The sequence below is a fragment of the Marinomonas sp. PE14-40 genome (assembly GCF_051623805.1).
In the GTDB taxonomy this organism is placed as follows: domain Bacteria; phylum Pseudomonadota; class Gammaproteobacteria; order Pseudomonadales; family Marinomonadaceae; genus Marinomonas.
Map to the genome: position 1 here is coordinate 623,647 of NZ_CP130700.1, position 21,743 is coordinate 645,389.

The 21,743-nt window shown below is 39.5% G+C and carries 18 protein-coding genes and 13 tRNA genes; 29 read left to right on the plus strand and 2 right to left on the minus strand.

What is annotated here, in order from left to right:
* Positions 1–94: 94 nt before the first annotated feature.
* The 19 genes from Q0A08_RS02950 (at position 95) to Q0A08_RS03040 (ending at position 8,657) form a co-directional block, all read left to right on the plus strand.
* Positions 95–170, plus strand: a tRNA-Glu gene (locus Q0A08_RS02950).
* A 41-nt stretch (positions 171–211) separates the two neighbouring features.
* Positions 212–286, plus strand: a tRNA-Gly gene (locus Q0A08_RS02955).
* Positions 287–326: 40 nt separating this feature from the next.
* Positions 327–402 (plus strand) — tRNA-Glu (locus Q0A08_RS02960).
* Between the two features lie 87 nt (positions 403–489).
* Positions 490–565: transfer RNA gene (locus Q0A08_RS02965), tRNA-Glu, on the plus strand.
* A gap of 41 nt (positions 566–606) precedes the next feature.
* Positions 607–681: transfer RNA gene (locus Q0A08_RS02970), tRNA-Gly, on the plus strand.
* Between the two features lie 52 nt (positions 682–733).
* Positions 734–809, plus strand: a tRNA-Glu gene (locus tag Q0A08_RS02975).
* A gap of 33 nt (positions 810–842) precedes the next feature.
* Positions 843–917 (plus strand) — tRNA-Gly (locus Q0A08_RS02980).
* Positions 918–945: 28 nt separating this feature from the next.
* Positions 946–1,021 (plus strand) — tRNA-Glu (locus tag Q0A08_RS02985).
* Positions 1,022–1,054: 33 nt separating this feature from the next.
* Positions 1,055–1,129, plus strand: a tRNA-Gly gene (locus tag Q0A08_RS02990).
* Between the two features lie 50 nt (positions 1,130–1,179).
* Positions 1,180–1,255: transfer RNA gene (locus Q0A08_RS02995), tRNA-Glu, on the plus strand.
* 57 nt (positions 1,256–1,312) lie between these two features.
* A tRNA-Glu gene (locus tag Q0A08_RS03000) sits at positions 1,313–1,388 on the plus strand.
* Positions 1,389–1,420: 32 nt separating this feature from the next.
* A tRNA-Gly gene (locus Q0A08_RS03005) sits at positions 1,421–1,495 on the plus strand.
* A gap of 22 nt (positions 1,496–1,517) precedes the next feature.
* Positions 1,518–1,593 (plus strand) — tRNA-Glu (locus tag Q0A08_RS03010).
* A 97-nt stretch (positions 1,594–1,690) separates the two neighbouring features.
* Positions 1,691–2,521, plus strand: a complete 831-nt coding sequence (pabC, locus tag Q0A08_RS03015) for an aminodeoxychorismate lyase (RefSeq protein ID WP_438464754.1) — start codon at positions 1,691–1,693, stop codon at positions 2,519–2,521.
* 23 nt (positions 2,522–2,544) lie between these two features.
* On the plus strand, positions 2,545–3,573 hold the full coding sequence (gene mltG, locus Q0A08_RS03020) for an endolytic transglycosylase MltG (protein ID WP_438464755.1): 1,029 nt from the start codon (positions 2,545–2,547) through the stop codon (positions 3,571–3,573).
* Between the two features lie 38 nt (positions 3,574–3,611).
* Complete coding sequence (tmk, locus tag Q0A08_RS03025) at positions 3,612–4,238, plus strand: dTMP kinase (protein ID WP_438464757.1); 627 nt, start codon at positions 3,612–3,614, stop codon at positions 4,236–4,238.
* The gene (holB, locus tag Q0A08_RS03030) at positions 4,235–5,203 is read left to right on the plus strand and encodes a DNA polymerase III subunit delta' (RefSeq protein ID WP_438464759.1); all 969 of its coding nucleotides are present in this window, start codon (positions 4,235–4,237) and stop codon (positions 5,201–5,203) included. The genes tmk and holB overlap by 4 nt, the downstream gene beginning before the upstream one ends.
* 2 nt (positions 5,204–5,205) lie before the next feature.
* Positions 5,206–6,015 (plus strand): TatD family hydrolase, encoded by an 810-nt coding sequence (locus Q0A08_RS03035; RefSeq protein WP_438464761.1) that lies wholly within the window; start codon positions 5,206–5,208, stop codon positions 6,013–6,015.
* Between the two features lie 206 nt (positions 6,016–6,221).
* The gene (locus tag Q0A08_RS03040; protein WP_438464762.1) at positions 6,222–8,657 is read left to right on the plus strand and encodes a Lon protease family protein; all 2,436 of its coding nucleotides are present in this window, start codon (positions 6,222–6,224) and stop codon (positions 8,655–8,657) included.
* Between the two features lie 81 nt (positions 8,658–8,738).
* Here Q0A08_RS03040 and Q0A08_RS03045 read toward each other — a convergent pair whose 3' ends face one another.
* The gene (locus tag Q0A08_RS03045) at positions 8,739–9,050 is read right to left on the minus strand and encodes a hypothetical protein (protein WP_438464763.1); all 312 of its coding nucleotides are present in this window, start codon (positions 9,048–9,050) and stop codon (positions 8,739–8,741) included.
* A gap of 145 nt (positions 9,051–9,195) precedes the next feature.
* On the opposite strand from Q0A08_RS03045, the gene Q0A08_RS03050 reads away from it, so the two are divergent.
* From Q0A08_RS03050 to Q0A08_RS03075, 6 genes are all read left to right on the plus strand, one after another.
* On the plus strand, positions 9,196–9,624 hold the full coding sequence (locus Q0A08_RS03050; protein ID WP_438464764.1) for a cytochrome b562: 429 nt from the start codon (positions 9,196–9,198) through the stop codon (positions 9,622–9,624).
* A 79-nt stretch (positions 9,625–9,703) separates the two neighbouring features.
* Positions 9,704–10,042: a hypothetical protein gene (locus Q0A08_RS03055; RefSeq protein WP_438464765.1), complete on the plus strand. Its 339-nt coding sequence runs from the start codon at positions 9,704–9,706 to the stop codon at positions 10,040–10,042.
* Between the two features lie 99 nt (positions 10,043–10,141).
* Positions 10,142–11,215, plus strand: a complete 1,074-nt coding sequence (locus Q0A08_RS03060) for an AraC family transcriptional regulator (RefSeq protein WP_438464767.1) — start codon at positions 10,142–10,144, stop codon at positions 11,213–11,215.
* A 167-nt stretch (positions 11,216–11,382) separates the two neighbouring features.
* Complete coding sequence (locus tag Q0A08_RS03065) at positions 11,383–13,146, plus strand: acyl-CoA dehydrogenase family protein (RefSeq protein ID WP_438464769.1); 1,764 nt, start codon at positions 11,383–11,385, stop codon at positions 13,144–13,146.
* Positions 13,147–13,248: 102 nt separating this feature from the next.
* The gene (locus Q0A08_RS03070; protein ID WP_438464770.1) at positions 13,249–14,898 is read left to right on the plus strand and encodes an electron transfer flavoprotein-ubiquinone oxidoreductase; all 1,650 of its coding nucleotides are present in this window, start codon (positions 13,249–13,251) and stop codon (positions 14,896–14,898) included.
* A gap of 173 nt (positions 14,899–15,071) precedes the next feature.
* On the plus strand, positions 15,072–16,268 hold the full coding sequence (locus tag Q0A08_RS03075; protein ID WP_438464771.1) for a hypothetical protein: 1,197 nt from the start codon (positions 15,072–15,074) through the stop codon (positions 16,266–16,268).
* Positions 16,269–16,355: 87 nt separating this feature from the next.
* Here the strand turns inward: Q0A08_RS03075 and Q0A08_RS03080 are convergent, their stop codons facing one another.
* Positions 16,356–16,823 (minus strand): nuclear transport factor 2 family protein, encoded by a 468-nt coding sequence (locus Q0A08_RS03080; RefSeq protein WP_438464772.1) that lies wholly within the window; start codon positions 16,821–16,823, stop codon positions 16,356–16,358.
* A gap of 111 nt (positions 16,824–16,934) precedes the next feature.
* Between Q0A08_RS03080 and Q0A08_RS03085 the strand changes: the two genes are divergently transcribed.
* The 4 genes from Q0A08_RS03085 (at position 16,935) to Q0A08_RS03100 (ending at position 21,737) form a co-directional block, all read left to right on the plus strand.
* Positions 16,935–17,882: a GlxA family transcriptional regulator gene (locus Q0A08_RS03085; RefSeq protein ID WP_438464774.1), complete on the plus strand. Its 948-nt coding sequence runs from the start codon at positions 16,935–16,937 to the stop codon at positions 17,880–17,882.
* A 60-nt stretch (positions 17,883–17,942) separates the two neighbouring features.
* Positions 17,943–18,719: a substrate-binding periplasmic protein gene (locus Q0A08_RS03090; RefSeq protein WP_438464775.1), complete on the plus strand. Its 777-nt coding sequence runs from the start codon at positions 17,943–17,945 to the stop codon at positions 18,717–18,719.
* Between the two features lie 232 nt (positions 18,720–18,951).
* Positions 18,952–21,399 carry a DNA polymerase III subunit gamma/tau gene (gene dnaX / locus Q0A08_RS03095; protein WP_438464777.1) on the plus strand — a complete coding sequence of 816 codons (2,448 nt, stop codon included), beginning with the start codon at positions 18,952–18,954 and terminating at the stop codon, positions 21,397–21,399.
* 11 nt (positions 21,400–21,410) lie between these two features.
* Positions 21,411–21,737 (plus strand): YbaB/EbfC family nucleoid-associated protein, encoded by a 327-nt coding sequence (locus Q0A08_RS03100; RefSeq protein ID WP_009834657.1) that lies wholly within the window; start codon positions 21,411–21,413, stop codon positions 21,735–21,737.
* The last annotated feature ends 6 nt before the right edge of the window (positions 21,738–21,743 follow it).

A 21,743-nucleotide genomic window follows, 5' to 3' on the forward strand; every position in this document is an offset into this window, starting at 1 on the left:
AGAAAATACTTTAACAGAAAATTTAAAAAACTGTTGATTTTCAGGCTGGTAACAGTAATATACGCCCCCGCTGACACGGCAACACAAACAGCATGTCCCATTCGTCTAGAGGTCTAGGACACCGCCCTTTCACGGCGGTAACAGGGGTTCGAACCCCCTATGGGACGCCATTTAATGGCAGCTTAAGTGTTTTCGGTAAAGCAAGTTGATTGCGGGAATAGCTCAGTGGTAGAGCACAACCTTGCCAAGGTTGGGGTCGCGAGTTCGAGCCTCGTTTCCCGCTCCATTAGCTAGCAAAGTTTGATTGTTGTAAAATCAACAATGTTGTCCCATTCGTCTAGAGGTCTAGGACACCGCCCTTTCACGGCGGTAACAGGGGTTCGAACCCCCTATGGGACGCCAAGTATATATGAATGCAAACCGAGCTTTGCATTCAGAAAAAGAGTTAGTTCGTATCTTATTTGATAATAGGGTAGAGCAGAAAGAATTGTCCCATTCGTCTAGAGGTCTAGGACACCGCCCTTTCACGGCGGTAACAGGGGTTCGAACCCCCTATGGGACGCCAATTTACTTAGCTTTCGAGTTAGTAAGAATAGTTTATGAAATGCGGGAATAGCTCAGTGGTAGAGCACAACCTTGCCAAGGTTGGGGTCGCGAGTTCGAGCCTCGTTTCCCGCTCCATAAGCAACTGAATGAGAGTTTCAGTAGGGCAGAGATGTCCAGTGCACTATGTGTCCCATTCGTCTAGAGGTCTAGGACACCGCCCTTTCACGGCGGTAACAGGGGTTCGAACCCCCTATGGGACGCCATTTAATAAGCTTGCTTATTGAATGATTTAAAATGCGGGAATAGCTCAGTGGTAGAGCACAACCTTGCCAAGGTTGGGGTCGCGAGTTCGAGCCTCGTTTCCCGCTCCATTTAACGGTGTATAAAGATAATTGTTGTGTCCCATTCGTCTAGAGGTCTAGGACACCGCCCTTTCACGGCGGTAACAGGGGTTCGAACCCCCTATGGGACGCCATTTAATAAGCTTGCTTATTGAATGATTTAAAATGCGGGAATAGCTCAGTGGTAGAGCACAACCTTGCCAAGGTTGGGGTCGCGAGTTCGAGCCTCGTTTCCCGCTCCATTTAAGTGACAAAGAAATGAAATAGGGTATAATGCCCGAGAAAATTATGTGTCCCATTCGTCTAGAGGTCTAGGACACCGCCCTTTCACGGCGGTAACAGGGGTTCGAACCCCCTATGGGACGCCATTAACTTTTACGGTATTTAAGTTGATGGTATACACATAATGTTTAATGCCGATTGCTGTCCCATTCGTCTAGAGGTCTAGGACACCGCCCTTTCACGGCGGTAACAGGGGTTCGAACCCCCTATGGGACGCCACTTTATAAGTGTGTTACTTATTGCAATGTTTTGCGGGAATAGCTCAGTGGTAGAGCACAACCTTGCCAAGGTTGGGGTCGCGAGTTCGAGCCTCGTTTCCCGCTCCATTATTCGAAAGAATAAACGTACGTCCCATTCGTCTAGAGGTCTAGGACACCGCCCTTTCACGGCGGTAACAGGGGTTCGAACCCCCTATGGGACGCCATTCTTTGTTTGCATATTCATGCACATTTCTATGTAATACCTAGCTCATTAAATTTATCTTCTAAAGCAGTAAGTGATTTTGCTCTAAGTGGGAAGCTATGACTTGGTTTATCAATTATATCGAATCTGACTCTATCTCTGTATCTGATAGGGGCTTCTCCTATGGTGATGGATTATTCGAAACATTATTGCTTGATAATGGAAAAATTCTAACGCCTCAATTCCATCAAGAGCGTCTATTAAGAGGTTGTCAGCGTCTTGCACTACCTTTTACTTATGATGAGCTGCAAAAAGCCTTTTGCTTTGCTGAAAAGCAAGCATCTTCCTACGATAAAGTTTGTGTTAAATTTATAATAAGTCGAGGTTCGGGTGGGCGCGGTTATATGCCGCCAGATCAACCTAACATTACGCTTGCAATTGGTATCTTGCCTGCACCTGACTATAGACATTTAGCTAAACAGGGTGTGAAAATCGCCATTTCTGATATCAAATCTTCTATGAACTCTTCATTGTCCGGTCTTAAGCATTTAAACCGATTAGAAAATGTTCTTGCAAAACAAGAGTTAGCGCAACTTAATTTACATGATGATGCAATATTTGAAGCTGTTTTGTTGGATGATAATAAACATCTCGTTGAGTGCATTCAAAGTAATTTGTTTTGGTTTAAAAATGATGTGCTATATACACCGCTTCTTAATAAAAGTGGTGTGCAGGGTACGATGCGAGCTAGGATTTTTTCACTGTCGAAATATCAAATAAATGTTGGTCAATATAGTTTAAATGACCTGTTAACGGCAGATGAGGTTTTTATCTGTAATAGTCTGATGACTGTGGTTCCTGTGATTTCAATCAGGACACAGGCAGGTACTGTTACATTTAAAAGAAGTAAAAATATAAAACAGCTTCAATCGCTATTGAAGCAAAATTAAATTCCAAAAGGATAACTTGTTAGATGTTTACCTGGTTTTGGCGTTCCTCATTATTGGTTGTTAGTTTAACTGCAATTTTAGCGGCTATTGTCTATACGAATCTTACTACACCAATGAAACTGGAAAGTGCAGAAAGTTTTGTTGTTGCAACGGGAGCGACAGGTCAAAAAATAGGCCAACAATTGGCTGATAAAGGTTGGGTAGTGAATCCTCTTCTTGTTAGGGTTGCATTTAAACTCAACCCACAATGGGTGCCGAAAGTTGGAAAATATCAAGTAGAGCCTGGTATGACATTGTTAACAGCTTTGGCGCTTTTTGATTCAGGTAAAGCTATTCAGTATCAAGTGACTTTGATTGAAGGTAAAACGACTCAGGATTACATCAAGGCAATGGCGAAGAAAGGCAATATTAAGATGACACTGATAGGCCAAACTAATCTTGATATTGCTAGTAAGCTTTCCTTAAATGTTAAACATGCAGAAGGGCAGTTCTTTGCTAATACCTATACCTATTCTGAAGGTGATACGGATGCTTCAATTTTGATGCAGGCCAACAAAAAGCTAGGGCAAGTGCTTGATAAGTATTGGGTGAAACATGATAAAAAGTTACCCTATAAAAATGAGCAAGAATCTCTGATAATGGCTTCAATCGTTGAGAAAGAGACCGGGGCGAAAGAAGAAAGGGCGCTTATAGCGGGTGTTTTTGTTAATAGGCTAAATCGAAAGATGCGATTGCAAACTGACCCTACGGTCATATACGGTTTAGGAGATAGTTATGACGGTAATATTCGTCGTAAGCACTTAAAACAAAATACTCCTTACAATACTTATAGAATATATGGCTTACCGCCTACTCCTATTGCCAATGTAGGGGAAGAAGCGATTAAAGCCGCGCTTAATCCTGAGTCAACTAAAGCGTTATATTTTGTGGCCAAAGGTGATGGAACGCACACCTTTTCAAATACGTTAAAGAAGCATAATGCTGCAGTTGCCAAGTATCAACGTTTTCAGCGACGTAAAGATTATCAGTCTAAGCCCAATCAGAGTAACTAGAGGCAGGCTAATGCATATAGATATTACAAGAAGGTGAGATGAGAAAAGGTAAATTTATAACCCTTGAAGGCGGGGAGGGTAGTGGGAAATCTACTTGTATGGCCTTTATTAAAGCCTGGTTAGAAGAAAATAATATCGAATATATTGTTACGCGTGAGCCTGGTGGAACACCTTTAGCTGAAGAAATTCGCAGTTTAATTCTTTCTCATCGAGAAGAGAAAATGCATGATGAAACTGAGCTGTTACTCATGTTTGCCGCTCGCAGTCAGCATATTAATGAAAAGATTAAGCCGGCGATTGAAGCGGGTAAATGGGTTATTTCTGACCGCTTTGTTGATTCGTCTTATGTATATCAAGGTGCTGCGAGAGGGGGGGATCTAGCTCAAATTGATCAATTGGCAGCATGGGTTTTGCAAGGCTGTAAGCCAGACAGAACCTTATTATTCGATGTGCCTGTTGACGTTGGGCTTAGTCGTGTCGCTAAGCGGGCTCAATCCGATCGTTTGGATGATGAGCCGGTGGCATTTCATCAAATGGTAAGAGATGCATTTTTACAAAGAGTTAAAACGAATGATCATTATGCATTAATCAATGCCGCTCAATCTATTGAGCGGGTAAATCGAGATGTTAAAGATCAGCTAGAGCATCTGAAGGCTTCATTTTGAATGATTTAGCTGCGACAAGCTTGCCTGCTTGGCTGCAGCCAAGCCAGCAAGAAATTGGTGAGTTAAAGTCTAAGCAAGCTTTGTCCCATGCTTTATTGTTAATGGGCAAAGATGGTGGCGGACAGCATCTTTTAGCAACTCAGCTAGCCTACGACCTTCTGTGTGACCAGAAGCATCTTGCTAAGGCGTGTGGTGAATGTCACTCCTGTCGATTGAATCAATCCGCTACACACCCTGATTACCATTTTCTTGATGGAAGGGAAGGGGTGATTAAGGTGGATCAGATACGTCAAATTATTGCTAAGGTTGCAACAAGTCCGCAGGTTAGTCATGCCAAAGTTGTTATTCTAGCTCAGGCATCTAGCATGAATATCAATGCGGCTAATGCAGTGTTGAAAGCCTTGGAAGAGCCACCATCCGGCACTTTCTTTATTTTGACCGCGGATGCTTCAAGCCAATTACTTCCAACAGTAAGATCTCGTTGTCTGCTTATTAATCTTCCTGAGCCAAGTAGTGAACAGAGTGATCACTGGCTTGAACAGCTTGAGCTAGAAGATGATGTAACAGATATTCGATGGGTAACTCAGCAGCCCTTTACTTTATTTCAATTGGCAAAATCAGGAAAAAGTTTACTTTATAAAGATATTCCTAATAATTTGGCACAATACCTTAAGGGTGAGATGAGTGCGGACCTTGTGTTAAGTAAATTGGATGCGAAAAATAGTGCCGACTTTTTAACCGCTTTTTCTGCGATATTTCATCAATCAATTTATTATTCTACTGGTGCACAAGTGCCAAATCAGGCGCATATACAGGTCTGTATGGATGTATTGTTAAGTCGTCTGGGTATCCATAAGTTGATGGATTGCTTTGCACGCTTACAAGATCTAAATAATAAAACACACAAAACAAATTTAAACCTTCAGATTCAGCTTAAATCTGAGCTTATTTATTGGCTTTCTTAATTATGTTAATCGATACCCATTGTCACTTAGATAAACTCGATTTATCGCCTTACAGTAATGATTTAAATCTTGCGTTAGATTCTGCTTGTGAAGCTGGCGTTAAGCAAATTATGAGCATATGTGTCGACCTTAGCGAGGTTGAGCAGATACTGTCTTACACTGAACGAACTGGTGTTTATGCAAGTGTTGGTGTTCATCCCCTCCATGCAGAAGGGTTAATTACACAAACGGATGACTTGATTAAACTTTTAGCTCACGAGAAAGTTGCTGCCGTTGGTGAGACGGGATTAGATTTTTACTATGAAAAATCAAAAGACCTGCATGATAAGCAAATAGTAAGTTTTGCTTTACACCTTGAGGCTGCTAAAGAAACTAGTTTGCCTGTGGTTATCCATACGCGTGATGCCAGAGCTGAAACAATGCGTCTAATACGTGAGCATGGAAACATTGATGTAGGTGGTGTTTTACACTGTTTTACTGAGTCATATGAAATGGCTGCGGCTGCATTGGATGAGAACTATTTGATTTCTATTTCAGGTATAGCAACCTTTAAAACAGCAGATGAGCTGAGAGATGTGATTAAGAAGTTACCACTTACGTCTTTATTGGTTGAAACTGATTCCCCTTATTTAGCGCCTGTCCCGCATCGCGGTAAGAAAAATGAGCCTAAATATGTTGCTCAGGTAGCTCAGCTTGTTGCTGATGTGAAAGGGCTGCGTTATGAAGCAGTTCTTGAGCAAACCGCGGAGAACTTTCACCAAAAATTCACCAAAGTTAAGCCAGAAAACCAACTCATGATTAATCAGAAATAATTGTGATGATTGATTAAAAAGTTAGCCTCATTCAATTCATTATTTCTAGCTTATTTTTCCGAATTGATTGATTTAAAAACAAAAAATACAAATTTAAATGGACTTTTCGCTCGCTGTTTTAAAAAAGAATGATAATCTTTAGGTATAACGTCGGCGCATGAATGTGCTGGCGAGCGATATGTTTGTTGTTATTAGGAAGGTGTTTCATGTCCAAAATAGTCAGTCCACTACCTCTTTCGTCTCTGAGCGCTAAAGTGCCAGATGATCATTTATCTTTTTCTAGTTTAAAGGAGTTGGATGCGTTAAGTGGTATTTTGGGTCAAGAGCGAGCCATTGAAGCAATACAGTTCGGTGTGGCTATGCGTAGACCTGGTTACAACGTTTATGCAATGGGTGAGTCTGGAACCGGTCGTTCGTCCTATGTTTCGAATTACCTAAAGAGTGAGGCTAAAAGACAGCCCGCTCCTCATGAATGGACCTATGTAAATAATTTCTCGGATAACAGATCGGCAAAAGCTTTGAGTTTTGAGCCGGGCAAAGCAAAAGTTTTCGAGCAAGAATTACGCGAATTTATTGATGGTTTGATGGCAACTTTCCCAGCCGCATTTGAACATCCAAACTACCAGCAACAAAAAAGTGCCATAGATAGAGAGTTTAATGAGCTGTATGAGGCTGCACTAACTAAGGTAGAAAGAGCTGCCATGCGAATGAGTGTGGCCATGTTTAGGGATGCAAGTTCAGTTAGCTTTGCTCCGATGCGCGATGGCAAGGCGATTGAAGACACTGAGTTTGCTTCTTTAAGTGATGAAGAGCGTGATGCTTTCCAAGACGGTGTATCTGAACTTGAAAAGCTACTAAATGACGAACTATTAGGCTTGCCGCAATGGAAAAGAACAACTTACGAAAGCATTAGGCAGCTTAACTTGGCGACGGTAGAGGAAGCGGTTGAAACGCTTATTCAGCCATTGTTTGAAGGTTATGCAGAAAATCCAGATGTAACAAGTTATCTTAAGGCAATGCGTGAAGATTTAGATAAAACGCTCATTGATCAAATGATAGATGATAAGGCTTCTGAAAACCGTGATGAAGTTAGTCGCCGACAAGTGTATGAAGAGTTGTATCTACCAAATATCGTTGTAACACATACCCTAGATGGTGGTACACCCGTCGTATATGAAGCTCATCCAACTTACCGTAACCTGTTTGGCCAGGTTGAATACAGTAGTGAGCAGGGCTTGTTGATTACCAGTTATAGGTTGATTCGATCAGGTAGTCTGCATGCTGCAAATGGTGGTTATTTAATTCTTGATGCGGATAAGTTAATGGCCGACCATTATTTGTGGGAAGCGTTAAAGCGTGCATTGAAGTCTAAGACACTAAAAATTGAGCAGCCATATGCTGATATGGGGCTCATGAATACCACTACTTTAGTGCCAGAAGAAATACCGTTGCAGGTTAAAGTAATATTGATTGGTTCTCGAGAGATTTATTACTTACTGCAAGATCTTGATCCTGATTTTCAAGATATGTTCAGAGTGTTGGTTGATTTTGATGACAGCCTAAAACGTAATGCAGATACAGAATATGCGTTTGCTCGTCTATTAAAAGACAGAATTGCAAAAGAGGGTTATGCGGATGTAAGTCGAGATGGCGTGGCTAGTTTGATTGAGTACTCTAGTCGTCTTGCAGAGCATCAAAAGGAAATGGTCGCAAAAATAGGTGATGTGTTTGAGTTGCTAGGTGAAGCAGATTTTGTCCGTGAAATGGCAAGAGATGAAGTCACAACCGCAGATCATATTAAACGTGCTCTGAAAGCTAAAATGCATAGAACAGGGCGTGTTAGTGAGAAAATTATCGAGGAAATCCTAGAAGGCACTGTTTTATTGGATAGTGAAGGGACAGCAATCGGTAAAATTAATGCACTAACTGTGATGCAAATTGGCGATAGTAGTTTTGGTGCTCCAGCTAGAATATCGACGACTGTATACCCAGGCGGTAAAGGTATTGTTGATATCGAAAGAGAATCAAACCTAGGACAGAATATTCATTCAAAAGGTGTGCTGATCTTATCGGGTTACCTTGGTAGTAAATATGCTCAAAAATATCCATTAGATATTTCTGCTTCGATCGCAATGGAACAGAGTTATGGGTATGTCGATGGAGACAGTGCTTCTACTGCTGAATTGTGTTGTTTGTTATCTGCTATGGTGCAGCTGCCATTGCGTCAAGACCTTGCTATTACAGGTTCCTTGAATCAGTACGGTGAAGTGCAGGCTATTGGTGGTGTCAATGAGAAGATAGAAGGTTTCTTTAATGTTTGTAATGCACGAGGTTTGACTGGTACGCAAGGAGTGTTAGTGCCTAAGTCTAATGTTAATAATTTGATGTTAAATGATGAGGTGCGTGAAGCGGTAGAGCAAGGGAGATTCTCTGTCTATGCCATAGCAACAGCTGATGAGGCCTTGCATATACTTACCAGTGTTGAACCAGGGTTGCCAGATGAAGATGGTGTGTACCCTGAGGGAACAATTAATGCCATGGTAATCGATAAATTAGAAGTGCTATCTAAACTCGGTGATGACGAGGATGAAGAGGGCGACGACGAAAATGAAGCTAAGCAAGATAAAGACGCTAAGAAATAAGAAATAGATCAATTTATGAGGTCTAACGCCGCATAAGTTGAGGCTGATTTAAAGGCAATAAGTCCATGGCTTATTGCCTTTTTAATTTCTGGCGTGAGTTCTTTTCATTATTCTAACGGTGCAATCTAATTCAACTAATCCAAAGAAAGTATAATACTTGTCTTGGTCTTTAATGTAGCTGGCTGTTTCTTTGCGTTTGCTTGGAAGATGGAGTTTGAGTACTTTCCCTTTTTCGAATATTTCTGCACGTCTAAAATAGGCTAAGGCGGTTTTATCTGTTTCAGTGATGGCGTCAATGTCAGCGCAAACTGCTAATGCCGGTGTTGTGTAACCAAAACTGAACATAATGATACCAACAAAGGGTATGAGTTTTAGGCTTCTTGCTAGTATCATGTGTTATCCATTAATGAGCATAGTGCTCAATTTTATGTAAATACTTAGAATCAATCTAGATTTTTATGGCGCTCTGATTAACTTTGTGAATTCATTGCGCTATCTTCTAGCAATAATTATCTTTAAATCTACAGGAATATCTAACGTGAGAATTAAGCAGTTTGCCGCCACTTGTCTTTGTCTGATTTCTACTACTGCTTTCGCTCAAGGTAGCTGTGAAGAAACAGACTTATATGGTTACATGGATGATTTAAAGACAGAGCTTAAATCTTTCTCTTTTGAAGTGAAGACTGGAAAATTAACAGCAGCTTCATCTAGACTTGATGTTATGTTGGATTTATTAAATAAATCTCGTGCAGAAGAGCCTTTTTTGTTTAGAGAAAAAGGGCTTGAAGGCGATGAACTCGCCTTACGTCAATCTCAATATGAAAAAGGTATTGATAGGCTCATTGGTCAGATGAAAAAAATCGAAATAGCGATTAGTCAAAATGATGCAGGTACGGTGAAAGGCTTGTTATCGGATGTTGGTAAAAGTCGTAAAAAAGGGCATAGAGCATTTAATGGAGACTGTTAATCGTTGAGCTTTCTATGTTCGATTGGTGACCTAATCTTAGAAGGCTGTTACAATCCCGCTGGTAATAAGTGAGGACATCATGGCTCGTACAAAAAAATCGCGTACTATGCGCGGAAAACTGGGAAAAACTGGCTCCAAAGAACAGATGAAAGAGCAGAAAAAAGCGCTTAAATCTAAAGGTGTTAGTAAGTTTCATAGTAAAAAGAACAAATTACGTAAAGATCAGGCTCAAAAGAAGCTTGTTCGTTTAGGATTGGCACCTGAGGCTGAAGAGGCTGTGCAAGCTCCTCGTCCACGCAGGTTCACCTTTGTTCCTAAGAAAACTGAGCAAGAGCCTCTTGTTCAGGAGAAATCAAATGAAGAAAGTAATGAGCTTTCAGTTAATGATTTGATGGATGCGTTTACTGAGCTGGAATAACTGCTCAATAGTTTTTTGAAAGGGCTGCCACGGTAGCCCTTTTTTTATGTAAAATAGCACCCAATAAATGGAAGATAGAAATAATAAAGAGTGTGTTTTATGAATGAAAAGGCGAGTGTTCCAATAGCCAGTGTACGTTATCTTTTACAAGCCGCCCAAGATCAAGGTGTTGAAACAGATAATTTATTGGAATCCTTAGGGGTGAGTGTGAATGATATTTCACAAATGGAAACCTTTCCGGCTTATAAATATGGCATGTTATATCAGAGTATGATGTGGCTAATGCAAGATGAGTCTTTTGGTATGCTTGCCGGTGGCAAGATTCCAAACGGTACTTTTAGGATGATGTGTTACTGCATTATCCATGCAAGAAGTTTAGCTCATGCTTTATACCGCATCGGCGATTTTTACGAAATTTGCCGGGGAGCAACTGTCAAACCAACTCTGGTTAAAAAAGGCCGTTATGCCAAAGTAACCTTGGGTCAGGTAGCATCATCAGAAACTGAAATTGATAGTTTAGTGCAAACACAGTCCAGTGAGACTATTCGAACCACGCTATCTATGTGGCATCACTTTATTAGTTGGTTGATTGGTAGAAGATTATCATTGAAGGCTGCCTATTTCACAACACCAAGACCACAGGATGTTGAATACTATAAAACACTTTTTCAATCTGAAGTTAAGTTTGATCAGCATGCGAATGCAATTATTTTCCCTGCTAGTTATCTTGAAATGCCGATAGTACAAACAGATGATAGTTTAAGAAGTTTCTTAAAAACTGCACCTTATCAACTCTTGGTGATGGTTGATAATGATAACAGCTTAAAGTCTCAGGTTATGGCAATGCTGGGTAAAGACTTCTCACGTGAAATGCCAAGCGCAGAAGAGGTTGCAAGTGTGTTGAATATGAGTGTTTCAACCATGCGTAGGCGTCTTACTGAAGAAAATACCTCTTATCAAAAGATTAAAGATGAGTGTCGTAAGGAAGCTGCGATTACTTATATGAATGCGCCACAGTTAAGTATTAATGATATTGCTAGTCTTATGGGATTTGATGAGCCCTCTGCATTTTTTAGATCGTTTAAAAAGTGGACAGGAATGACGCCTGGTGAGTATAGAAAAAGCGAAGAGTTTATGAAGCTTGATAAAGCTGAATATGCTAAAATTAGCTAATAATATCAAAAGGTTGTCTTAAATTATTTGAGTGTTTGTTTTCTATTGTGAATTATTTTGTCATTAATATAGGGAAGTAATGTTATTGAGGGCTTGTGTTTTTTTGACCATTCTATAAAGCATCAAAAACAGTTAACTAACGGTTTATAGACTCGGAGACAATAATAATGAGCGAGTACCGCTACCCTTTAAATGACATTTTATTTAGCCTAAATGATATTGCAGGCTTAGCTCGACTTAATGCCCACAGGGAAGAAGAAGTCGATACGGACTTAGTTGAAGCTATCCTAACTGAAGCAGGCAAACTTGCAGAGCAGTGTATTGCGCCTTTAAATCATGAAGGTGATCAAGTGGGATCGACTGTTGTAGAAGGCAATGTTCAAGAAGCAGCAGGTTTTAAAGAAGCGTTTCGTGAATATGTTGAAGGTGGATGGTCATCTTTAGCTGGCTCTGAGGAGTTTGGTGGGCAAGGTTTACCTTTCTCTCTTGCTGCAGCTGTAAATGAAGGGGTGATGTCGGCTAACCTAGCCTTTTCACTATGTCCATTATTGAGTCAAGGTTCAATTGAAGCAATTGAAACTCATGGTTCTCAATCGTTAAAAGATAAATACCTACCTAATATGGTCAGTGGTGAATGGACTGGAACCATGAACTTAACTGAACCTAATGCAGGATCTGATCTTGCTGCCATTGCTGCTCGTGCAATGCCAAAAGATGACCACTTCTTAATTAGCGGCCAAAAAATATTTATTACTTGGGGTGATCATCAAATGACAGATAATGTCATTCACTTGGTGCTTGCCCGTTTGCCTGATGCACCAGCTGGCGTAAAAGGTATCTCGCTATTTTTAGTTCCTAAATTCCTTGTTAATGATGATGGTTCTCTAGGTGAGCGTAATGATGTCACTGTGGTTTCTGTTGAGAAAAAACTAGGCATACATGCTTCACCTACTTGTGTTATGGGTTTTGGTGAAAATGAAGGTGCTATTGGTTACCTTGTAGGACAAGAACACCAAGGTATTATGGCTATGTTCACCATGATGAATAATGCTAGGCAAGGTGTTGGCCTTCAAGGTCTAGCTATTGCTGAAAGAGCGTATCAACAAGCATTAGATTATGCTAAAGATCGTGTTCAGGGTATGAGTGCAGATCGCAGTAAACGTGCACCTATCATAGAGCATCCTGATGTTTTGCGTATGCTTATGACAATGAAATCTCAGATCGATTCGATGAGATCTTTGGTGCTAAGTGCGGCTGTAGAAATTGATTTAGCAAACTCTACAGAAGGGCCAGAACAACGTAGCCATAAAGAAAGAGTAAACATGTACACTCCAATCGTTAAGGGTTGGATTACAGAGCAAGCGCAAGAGATTACTTCTTTAGCAATTCAAGTGCATGGTGGAGTTGGATTTATTGAAGAGACTGGAGTCGCTCAACACGCTAGAGATGCGCGTATTTTGCCAATTTATGAAGGGACTAATGGTATCCAAGCTCTCGATTTAATTGGCAGAAAAATGTACTCTGACAAGGGCTTAGGTTTTAGTAACTGGATAGAAGATCTAACAGCTGAAGTACAAGTTGCTAAAAGTTTGGGTATTAAAGGAACGGACAAAGTGCTAATTGCTTTGGCTGAATTAACTCTTTCGAAACAAACTTGCTTAGCTCAAATGAAAGAAGATGCGGTACTGGGAACAGGTTCTGCATATGCGTTGATGATGCAAACAGGTTATGTTGTTGGTGCCTGTCTGCAAATTAAAGCGTTAGCTAAATTGCCTGACTCGAACCTATCAGAAGAGCAAAAAGCATCTTGGCAGCAATCTGTTGCCTTTTATGTTCAGCAAATTTTGCCTAGAGCAAATGCTCAGCACCAAACAATTATTTCAGGTTTGGAAAGTGTTTCAGCCTTGTCTGCACAAAGCTTCGAGCGCTAATAAAACCTCCTAGTTGGGCAGCAGCTAGGGGTGTTCAAAAAAAATGAGTCGTATTAATACAATAAAATAATAAAAAGGTTTTCACCTGTTGTTGGAGGGAAAATGGTAGAACGTGATGAGATGGAGTTTGATGTTGTTATTGTTGGTGGTGGTCCTGCGGGGTTGTCTACTGCATGTCGCATCATGCAATTGGCGAAGCAAGCCGACAAAGAAGTCAGCGTTTGTTTAGTTGAGAAGGGTTCTGAGATTGGTGCTCATATCTTTTCGGGTGCTGTAATTGATCCTAAAGCGTTAAATGAACTGTTTCCTGATTGGAAAGATAAAGGTGCACCTTTACATGCAGAAGTTAATGTTGATGAATTGCATTGGCTTAAAAACGAATCAAAAGGCATTAAATTTGCTAATTGGATGATACCAAAGACGTTACATAATGATGGTAACTATGCCATTAGCTTAGGTAATTTGTGTCGTTGGTTAGCTGAGCAAGCTGAAGAAATGGGCGTGGAGATCTTCCCAGGATTTAGTGCTGCAGAATTAGTGTTAGATGAGCATGGCCAAGTTGAAGGTATCTTAACTGGAGACATGGGAGTTGCTGAAGATGGCGGTGAAAAAGACGGTTTCATGCCTGGTATGATTCTTAAGGCTAAGTACACTGTTTTCTCAGAAGGTTGTCGTGGTCATTTAGGAAAAGAGCTAGTTGCTCATTTTAATCTGGATAAAGATGTCTCCCCTCAACATTATGGGCTAGGTATTAAAGAACTTTGGGATGTACCTGCAGAAGAGAGTAAGCCTGGTACTGTTATCCATACTGCGGGTTGGCCTTTAGATGGCGATGCTGGCGGCGGAGGCTTTTTATATCATTTAGAGAATAATCAAATTGCGGTCGGTCTTATTGTCGATCTAAATTATAGTAACCCTTATATTAGTCCTTATGATGAGTTTCAGCGCTATAAGCATCACCCAGTGATTGCTAAGCATTTGCAAAATGGTAAACGCGTATCCTATGGTGCTCGTGCTATTGCCAAAGGCGGTTTGCAATCGTTACCAGAAATGGTGTTTCCTGGTGGTATGCTAATAGGTTGTGATGCGGGTACTTTGAATCCAGGTAAAATTAAAGGGACTCATACCGCCATGAAATCAGGTATGTTAGCGGCTGAGGCTATATTTGATGCATTAGGCATGGTTGATGCTCCAAGAAAGTTAGATACTTACGTAGAGAAATTTAATGCTTCTTGGGTGTATGAGGAATTAAACCAAACTAAGAATTTTGTGCCAGTTTTACATACACTTGGTACTTTCTTAGGTGGGACCTATAACTGGTTTGATCAGAATATTTTTGCTGGTAAGTTACCTTTTACTTTCAAAGATGAAGTGCCTGACTTTGCGACACTTGAAGATGCGAGCAAGCATTCTGAGATAAGTTATCCTAAGCCAGATGGGAAACTTAGTTTTGATAAGTTGTCCTCTGTGTTCTTGTCCAGTACGAACCATGAAGAAGATCAGCCGTGCCATTTGAAGTTAAAAGATGAAAGTGTTCCTTTAGAGCAAAATTTACCTAGGTTTGCTGAGCCCGCACAACGTTATTGCCCAGCAGGCGTGTATGAAATCCTTGAGCAAGAAGGGGAAAAGACCTTTCAAATAAATTCACAAAACTGCCTGCATTGTAAAACGTGTGATATTAAGGATCCTGCTCAGAATATAACTTGGGTAACTCCAGAAGGTGCTGGTGGCCCTAACTATCCTAATATGTAAATCTTGATGTGTTATTAAAGAAGGCGACCTATTGGTCGCCTTCTTTTGTTTTAAGACGTATTAATGTGTTTTTCCTGTGGAGTTTGTCTTGTTATTTAATGGATTTGATGATTTTGCATAACTTAGGTGTTAAAAATTAGTTATTGCTAATTGACGTTAAGAGGAATCAGATTATGAGTGATATGAACCCAAGTGCGGGAATGGATGATGAAATGCTCAAAATACTAGGCGAATTCGTTGTTCAATTAGATGATATGAATGCTATAAAAGCTGAAGAAGCATTAGCTGCTGAAAAAGCATTAATTAAAAAACGTCGAGCTGCTGTGTTTGCAAAAATAAATCAACAGGGCAAATTAACTCAAGGGTTTAGGCTTGTTAAAAATGAAGAGTTAAGGCCTAAATTAGATGCTTTAGAACTTAAGATAAAAAACTTTAACTACCTTAATGAAGACAACAAAAAGCAAGATCAGGTGATATTGGATATTATGACCAAAAAAGGGTCTTTATCTAACTATCTAGATGCAAAAACAAAAGCGAGTATGGCTAGTGGTGCTAAATTGGATAATGCAGCTAGGCATCAAATTGCAAATGCACAATTGAAGCGTAAGCAGTTATTTTTAATGTTTCATGATATAGCAACTGCTCAAACTGAGTTAATTAAATACTCTCGAGAAATTCAAAGTATCTTCCCAGAGGGCAATGCTATATTGAAGCAACCACCTGGTGCATATGGTGGATTAAAAGATTTTCATGGAGCATTAGATAAGGTGACTAACCGTAAGCGTCATTATGATATAGGTGACCTTAAGGATGCGGCTCGAATGACCATTATCTTCAAAGAAATGGAAGATATGATTCAGGCAAAAAATTATATTTTTAATACAAACGAATTTCAAAAGATCATATCAAAACAGAATACGATGAAGGACAGATACGGCACTAGTAATGATAAAAAATATGATATTGGTGCAACCGCAGCTGGTTATAAGGATATCAAATTCTTTTTAGAAATGAGTAATGGTCATATTGCTGAACTGCAGTTAAATACTGAGAACATGATGCAGGCAAAGAAAAAAGGCCACATAATTTATGATATCTTGCGTGATGGAGGTAATCTAGATAAGCCTTTTACTATTGTAAATCAAGAGGTTATAAAAAAAGTTCTTAAAAATATGAATGATAAATGGTTTGGTTTTATCTCAAATCGTGTGCCTAAAGCAAAAGGTGATATTCCATATATGCAAGGGATAGTGAGCCGAATTTCAAACGGTGAAATGTCACTAAATATTTCAATGGAAGATATTAAAGTTCTATCTCGTGTAAGCCTTATGATTTATGAGCAAGGAGATAATGATAGGGCGTTGATGTAACTGAACTGTTATATCTAAATGATTGATTTAACATGGCCTGATTAAATATTACTTTATATTTAATCAGGCTATCTTGTTACTAGGCTGTTAGTTCTGATTTGCTTTGATGAATTTTGTTAAGTTTTGATTTGCCATCTTACGTACCTTAGTGCGTAGAAAAGGAGACCACCCCATGAGGTAGCCAGGTAAACCCAGTGCTTGACGACTCCAACGCCAAAAATCAAAGCTATCTCTGTGTTTAATTATTTTGCCATCTTTAAATTCAAAGTTTGCTGTGATTTTGTTTTCTACAGGTCTACCAGTTTGACTAAATAAGTAGTTAGCTTGCCAAGTAACGGTTAGGTGCGAGTTAGACTCTTCAAAACTAAAGGTAAGATTGAAGCTCGTCGCCTTTTTACAAAGCATATGCCACATGGCATTAATTTCTTCCCCTTTAAGGTCAAATACCTCATCTCTAAATTCAGCATCTTTATGATAGCAAGACGCCATAGTCTGAAAGTCTAGTTTTTGAAAAGCTTCATAAAATGTCGTCAGTACTTGTTTGTTATCTGGCATCCTAAATTATTCCTTATAGTGTTTTGAATTATTTTATGCTGCCTGCTTGTGTTGAGTAAGTGGCATTAATGCTAACCTTGGTTGGTGATTAGGACAGTTTGGACATAACGTATGAAATGCACCATTTTAGTCAGTAAAGGGTCTCCTATTTCGAGTGTTTTAGGGCCATATGAAATGTTTAAGCTAGCTAATAGTTTAGTTGCTAAAGAGAGTCAGATTGAGTTGCAGCTTGTGGGTACTGAATATTGCTCTCATGCTACCGATAGTTTCGATTTCAAAGTGACGAAAACCTATGGTGAGGTAGGGCAAAGTGATTATCTCATCATAGCGCCAATTGGGAGGGTTAACTCAGAAACTTTAGTCTTTGATGAGGCGTTGCTAGCTTGGTTAAAACGACATTATGAAGATGGTAGCAGACTAATTAGTTTATGTACTGGAGCTTTTCTATTGGCTGAAACAGGCCTTTTAGATGGTAAGTCTGCCACGACCCATTGGCAGTATGATGATTTTTTTAGTAGAAAATACCCAAGTGTATTGCTTGAAAGTAATGAAGTAATTTGCCAGCAAGGTAGGTTATCAACCAGTGGAGGGGCAAATGCTTACCAAGATCTGATTTTACATTTAATCGGAGACCACTTTGGTAAGGCTATTAAAGTTAAGTGCGCAAAACTGCTAATGCTTGATTTTACTCGAAAGAGCCAACAGCAGTATCGTACTCCTGATAAAGTAAGAAGACATTTAGATGAAAAAGTTCATGTATTGCAAGACTGGTTGCAAAAACACTTATCAGAGCCCTTTAAATTGGAACTTCTTGCTAAGATGGCCTGCTTAAGTGAAAGGCAAATAAAACGAAAATTTGTGAGTGCTGTAGGTATGCCGCCTCTCATTTATGTGCAATATATGAGGGTTGAGCTAGCGAAGGAGTATTTGATAGAGACTGTCTGGAATGTTGAAAAGATAAGTGGTGCCGTTGGATATCAAGATGTTCGCTTTTTTAGAGCGTTATTTAAGCGTCACGCAGGTGTGAGCCCTAGTCAGTATCGTCAAAATTTCACCTGATATTTATAAGAAACTCAGAGCGGCTAAACTTTTAAAAGAATAAAAATAAATGAGGTAAGTATGAGCTCGTTAAAGCGTTGGCTGATTCTTTTGTTATGGTTGCCGGTTATGGGGTCGGCCCATAATTTCAAAATTGTCGGAATTGAGGGTGCCCCGCTTAGGTATTACGATGAAAACCGTGAATTGGTGGGTATTGATGTTGAAGTAATAGAAACGATAATGAAAAGGTTGGAAGTCACTTACGAGATAGAGATTGTAAATTCATCTACGAGGCTAAAACATTTATGGCATGATCCGGATGTCGATATGATTTTAACTTATTCATATAAAAAGGAGAGGGCAAAGTATTTATATTACCCAAAACAGTCTCATGTCACTTTGAGTTGGAATTTTTTCTTACTTAAGGAAAATTTAGGTAAGTTTAGTTTTGAAACGTTAAATGATTTAGAAGGGTTAAGGGTCGGCGCAACACAGGGGTTTTCTTATACGAAAGAATTTTGGGAGGCCGCTGATTCTGGTGTATTTATACTGGATTTAGTCGTTAAAAATGAGCTGAATATGAATAAGCTTTTGCGCGGTCGTTTTGATACATATGCTAATAGTCGTATTGATACGCTTTTTCAAGCAAGGCAAGGTGGTTATCTCGATGAGATTGCCTTTCTAGAGAAACCACTTAAAGAGAAAGAATATTTTAATACCTTCGTAAAAGTGTCTGACTATCCATACATAAAAAGCATTCGACGTCGTTATGACAATGAGCTCAAAAAAATGCAGGATAATGGTGAGTTGAAAATCATTTATGATAAATACTTAGGTAGTTATGAGTCTTATCGATAAAGGCATTTTTGAAGCGTTTATTTTTAATTAATCTCGTGTCACCTAAGGTATTTAATTATTGAATAGAGTAATTGACAGCAAGCCGTCAGCTTTTAGATGTTATTGATATTGATCGTTTCTTATGCAAATAATTGAATATTAATAAGTTTAAACAATTAAGTTGGCTAAAGTGTTGGCCCATCTGTCTGTCTGCCGTACAATGAAGATCCGCGTAAAATAGCTAGCATGGATCATGAGTTATCAAGTATTAGCACGAAAATGGCGTCCACAAAATTTTATTGAACTTGCTGGTCAAGATCATGTACTTCAAGCTCTGGTCAATGCACTTAAGCAACAGAGGCTTCATCACGCCTATCTCTTTACTGGCACACGTGGTGTTGGTAAAACAACAATTGCACGAATTTTTGCTAAATGTCTAAATTGTGAAACCAACGGGATTTCACCGGAACCGTGTGGTACATGTGGAAGTTGTGTTGAAATTGCTGAAGGTCGTTTTGTTGACTTAATAGAAGTCGATGCAGCATCTCGTACAAAAGTAGAAGATACTCGAGAACTATTAGAAAACGTGCAATATACACCGACTAGGGGACGTTTTAAGGTATACCTAATCGATGAAGTACACATGTTGTCTACTCATTCATTTAATGCTTTATTGAAAACGCTTGAAGAACCTCCTGCCCATGTTAAGTTTTTATTAGCGACAACAGATCCACAAAAACTACCGGTTACTATTTTATCTAGGTGTTTGCAGTTTAATTTAAAAAATATGTCACCTGGACGTGTCGTTAATTATTTAGAGAAGATCTTAACGACTGAACAGCTTGGTTACGATGAGGCTGGACTATGGCAAATTGGCCAAGCTGCTAACGGCAGTATGCGTGATGCTTTAAGTTTAACTGATCAGGCAATCGCTTTTGGTAATGGCCATATTAGTGAATCAGATGTTACTGCTATGCTAGGTTTGGTTAACCAAGCGCAAGTGGTTAACCTGCTAGAAACCATTGTTAAAAATGATGCAGCAAAATTACTGGTTCTAGTGAATGAATTGGCTGAATATCAACCTGATTTTATTGCTATATGTGCGTCATTATTAGATTTGCTGCACCGTATAGCGATAGAACAACAAGTACCAAATGCATTAGAAGATCAATTAGGTGATCTAGCAAACGTTAAAGCGATTGCTCAAGAAGTTTCTAGTGAAACAATTCAACTTTTTTATCAAACTTTATTGATAGGTAAGCGAGATCTACCATTAGCTCATTCGCCAAAAGCTGGCTTTGAAATGTTGCTTTTAAGGTTGATTGCTTTTAGACCTGCTGCAAGTGTTGCGTTATCTTCTAGACCTGTTGTGGTTCAGGAAACTTCACAAAATAGACAAGAGCTCTCAGCGTTAAATTTAGGGTCATCAGAGACCAAACAAGCGCCTGCAGCGTTAAAGCAAGAGCCTTCAAACGTTAAACAAGACTTGCAATCAGAATCAAATCAGGTCGTTCAAGACTTAGAAGAGCACGCGCAAGCCTTACCTGGTGATTCAATTTCAGCTCAAGCAGCAGAAAAGGCTCAATCTGAAAAAAATGCGGTTCAAACAACGTCAGACCCAAGTTCTCATGATATTGCGGGCAAGGATAATCAAACACTAGATACAAAATTACAAAATGCTTCGCTTAGTAATGATGTAAAACATGAAGTGTCCGATGCCGTTGAGTTGGCATCCAATATTGGCAACTCAGAAGCAGTTGCTAATAATAATGCAGTTAGTAAAGAGCATGCTACTACCCTTGAAGAGACGAGTCTTCAAGCAAGAGATCAACAAGAAACATCTCAACAGACTAATTCAAATGAATCTGAACAAACGCCACCTTTTGAGCCTGATGAAAAATCAAAATCATTAAAAACGGCTGAAGCGTCAGCAAAAATGGCTGATATCAGTCGCTTAGTTAATGAGGCAGAAGCGCAAGAAAGTCAAATTTCTGTTGATGAAATAGCACAACAAGCTCAAATCGAGTCTAAAACTGAATCTTCTTTTAATGACAGTGTCTTAGAAGAAGATAATGATGAAGACGAAGATGTTATTGAGGATATTAGCGAGGCCACTTTTGATCGTTCGGCTGAGTTAGTTGCTGTAATGCAATCAGAAGCAGTAACCCTACCTAGTCCTGTTGAAGCATCAGAAATCATCATTGAAGAAAGGCCTGTAGCGACCAACCAAGAAGATGTGGTGTTTAGTAAAGCTGAAATTATTGTTCAGCCAGCACTGGGAATGGAAGTTGAAACTTTAGCGCATTTTTCAGATTTGACTATGCAAGTTTGGTGGTTAATAGCACCCCGTTTACCCTTAACAGGTTTAGTTCAGAATATTTTAATGAACTCTTGCATGTTAGAGGCAGGAGAGCAGGGGGTTAAACTTGAGGTGCCATTAGAATATGGTCACATGCTAAATCAAGTTAGATATGAACAGATTCAAGATGCTGTTAGTCACTACTTTAATGAAACTGTGCCGCTTATTATTGACACAGTGGCAGATGTCTCAGGAGTGACAGCGGAAGAATTTGCTGCAAGCAAACGCGCTCAAGCGATGCAAGAAGCAATAGACCATCTTAATGCTCATCCTATCGTTATGGCGCTTTCAAGCACCATGGGTGGGCAATTAATTTATGACAGTGTAAAAATCAAAGCTTAACGGAGAAGAAAATGTTTAAAGGTGGTATGGGCAATATCATGCGCCAAGCGCAAAAGATGCAAGAAAATGTACAAAAAGTACAAGATGAAATTGCGAATATGGAAGTTGAAGGTCAATCTGGTGCAGGTCTAGTTAAAATTACAATGACAGGGCGTCATGATGTAAAACGTGTGCAAATTGATGATAGTTTATTTGAAGATGACAAAGAAATTCTAGAAGACTTAATTGCTGCAGCGGTAAATGATGCTGTGCGCAATATTGAGACTACTCAGAAATCAAAAATGGATGCCGCGACAGAGGGTATGCCTTTACCTCCTGGCTTCAAAATGCCGTTCTAGTTTATC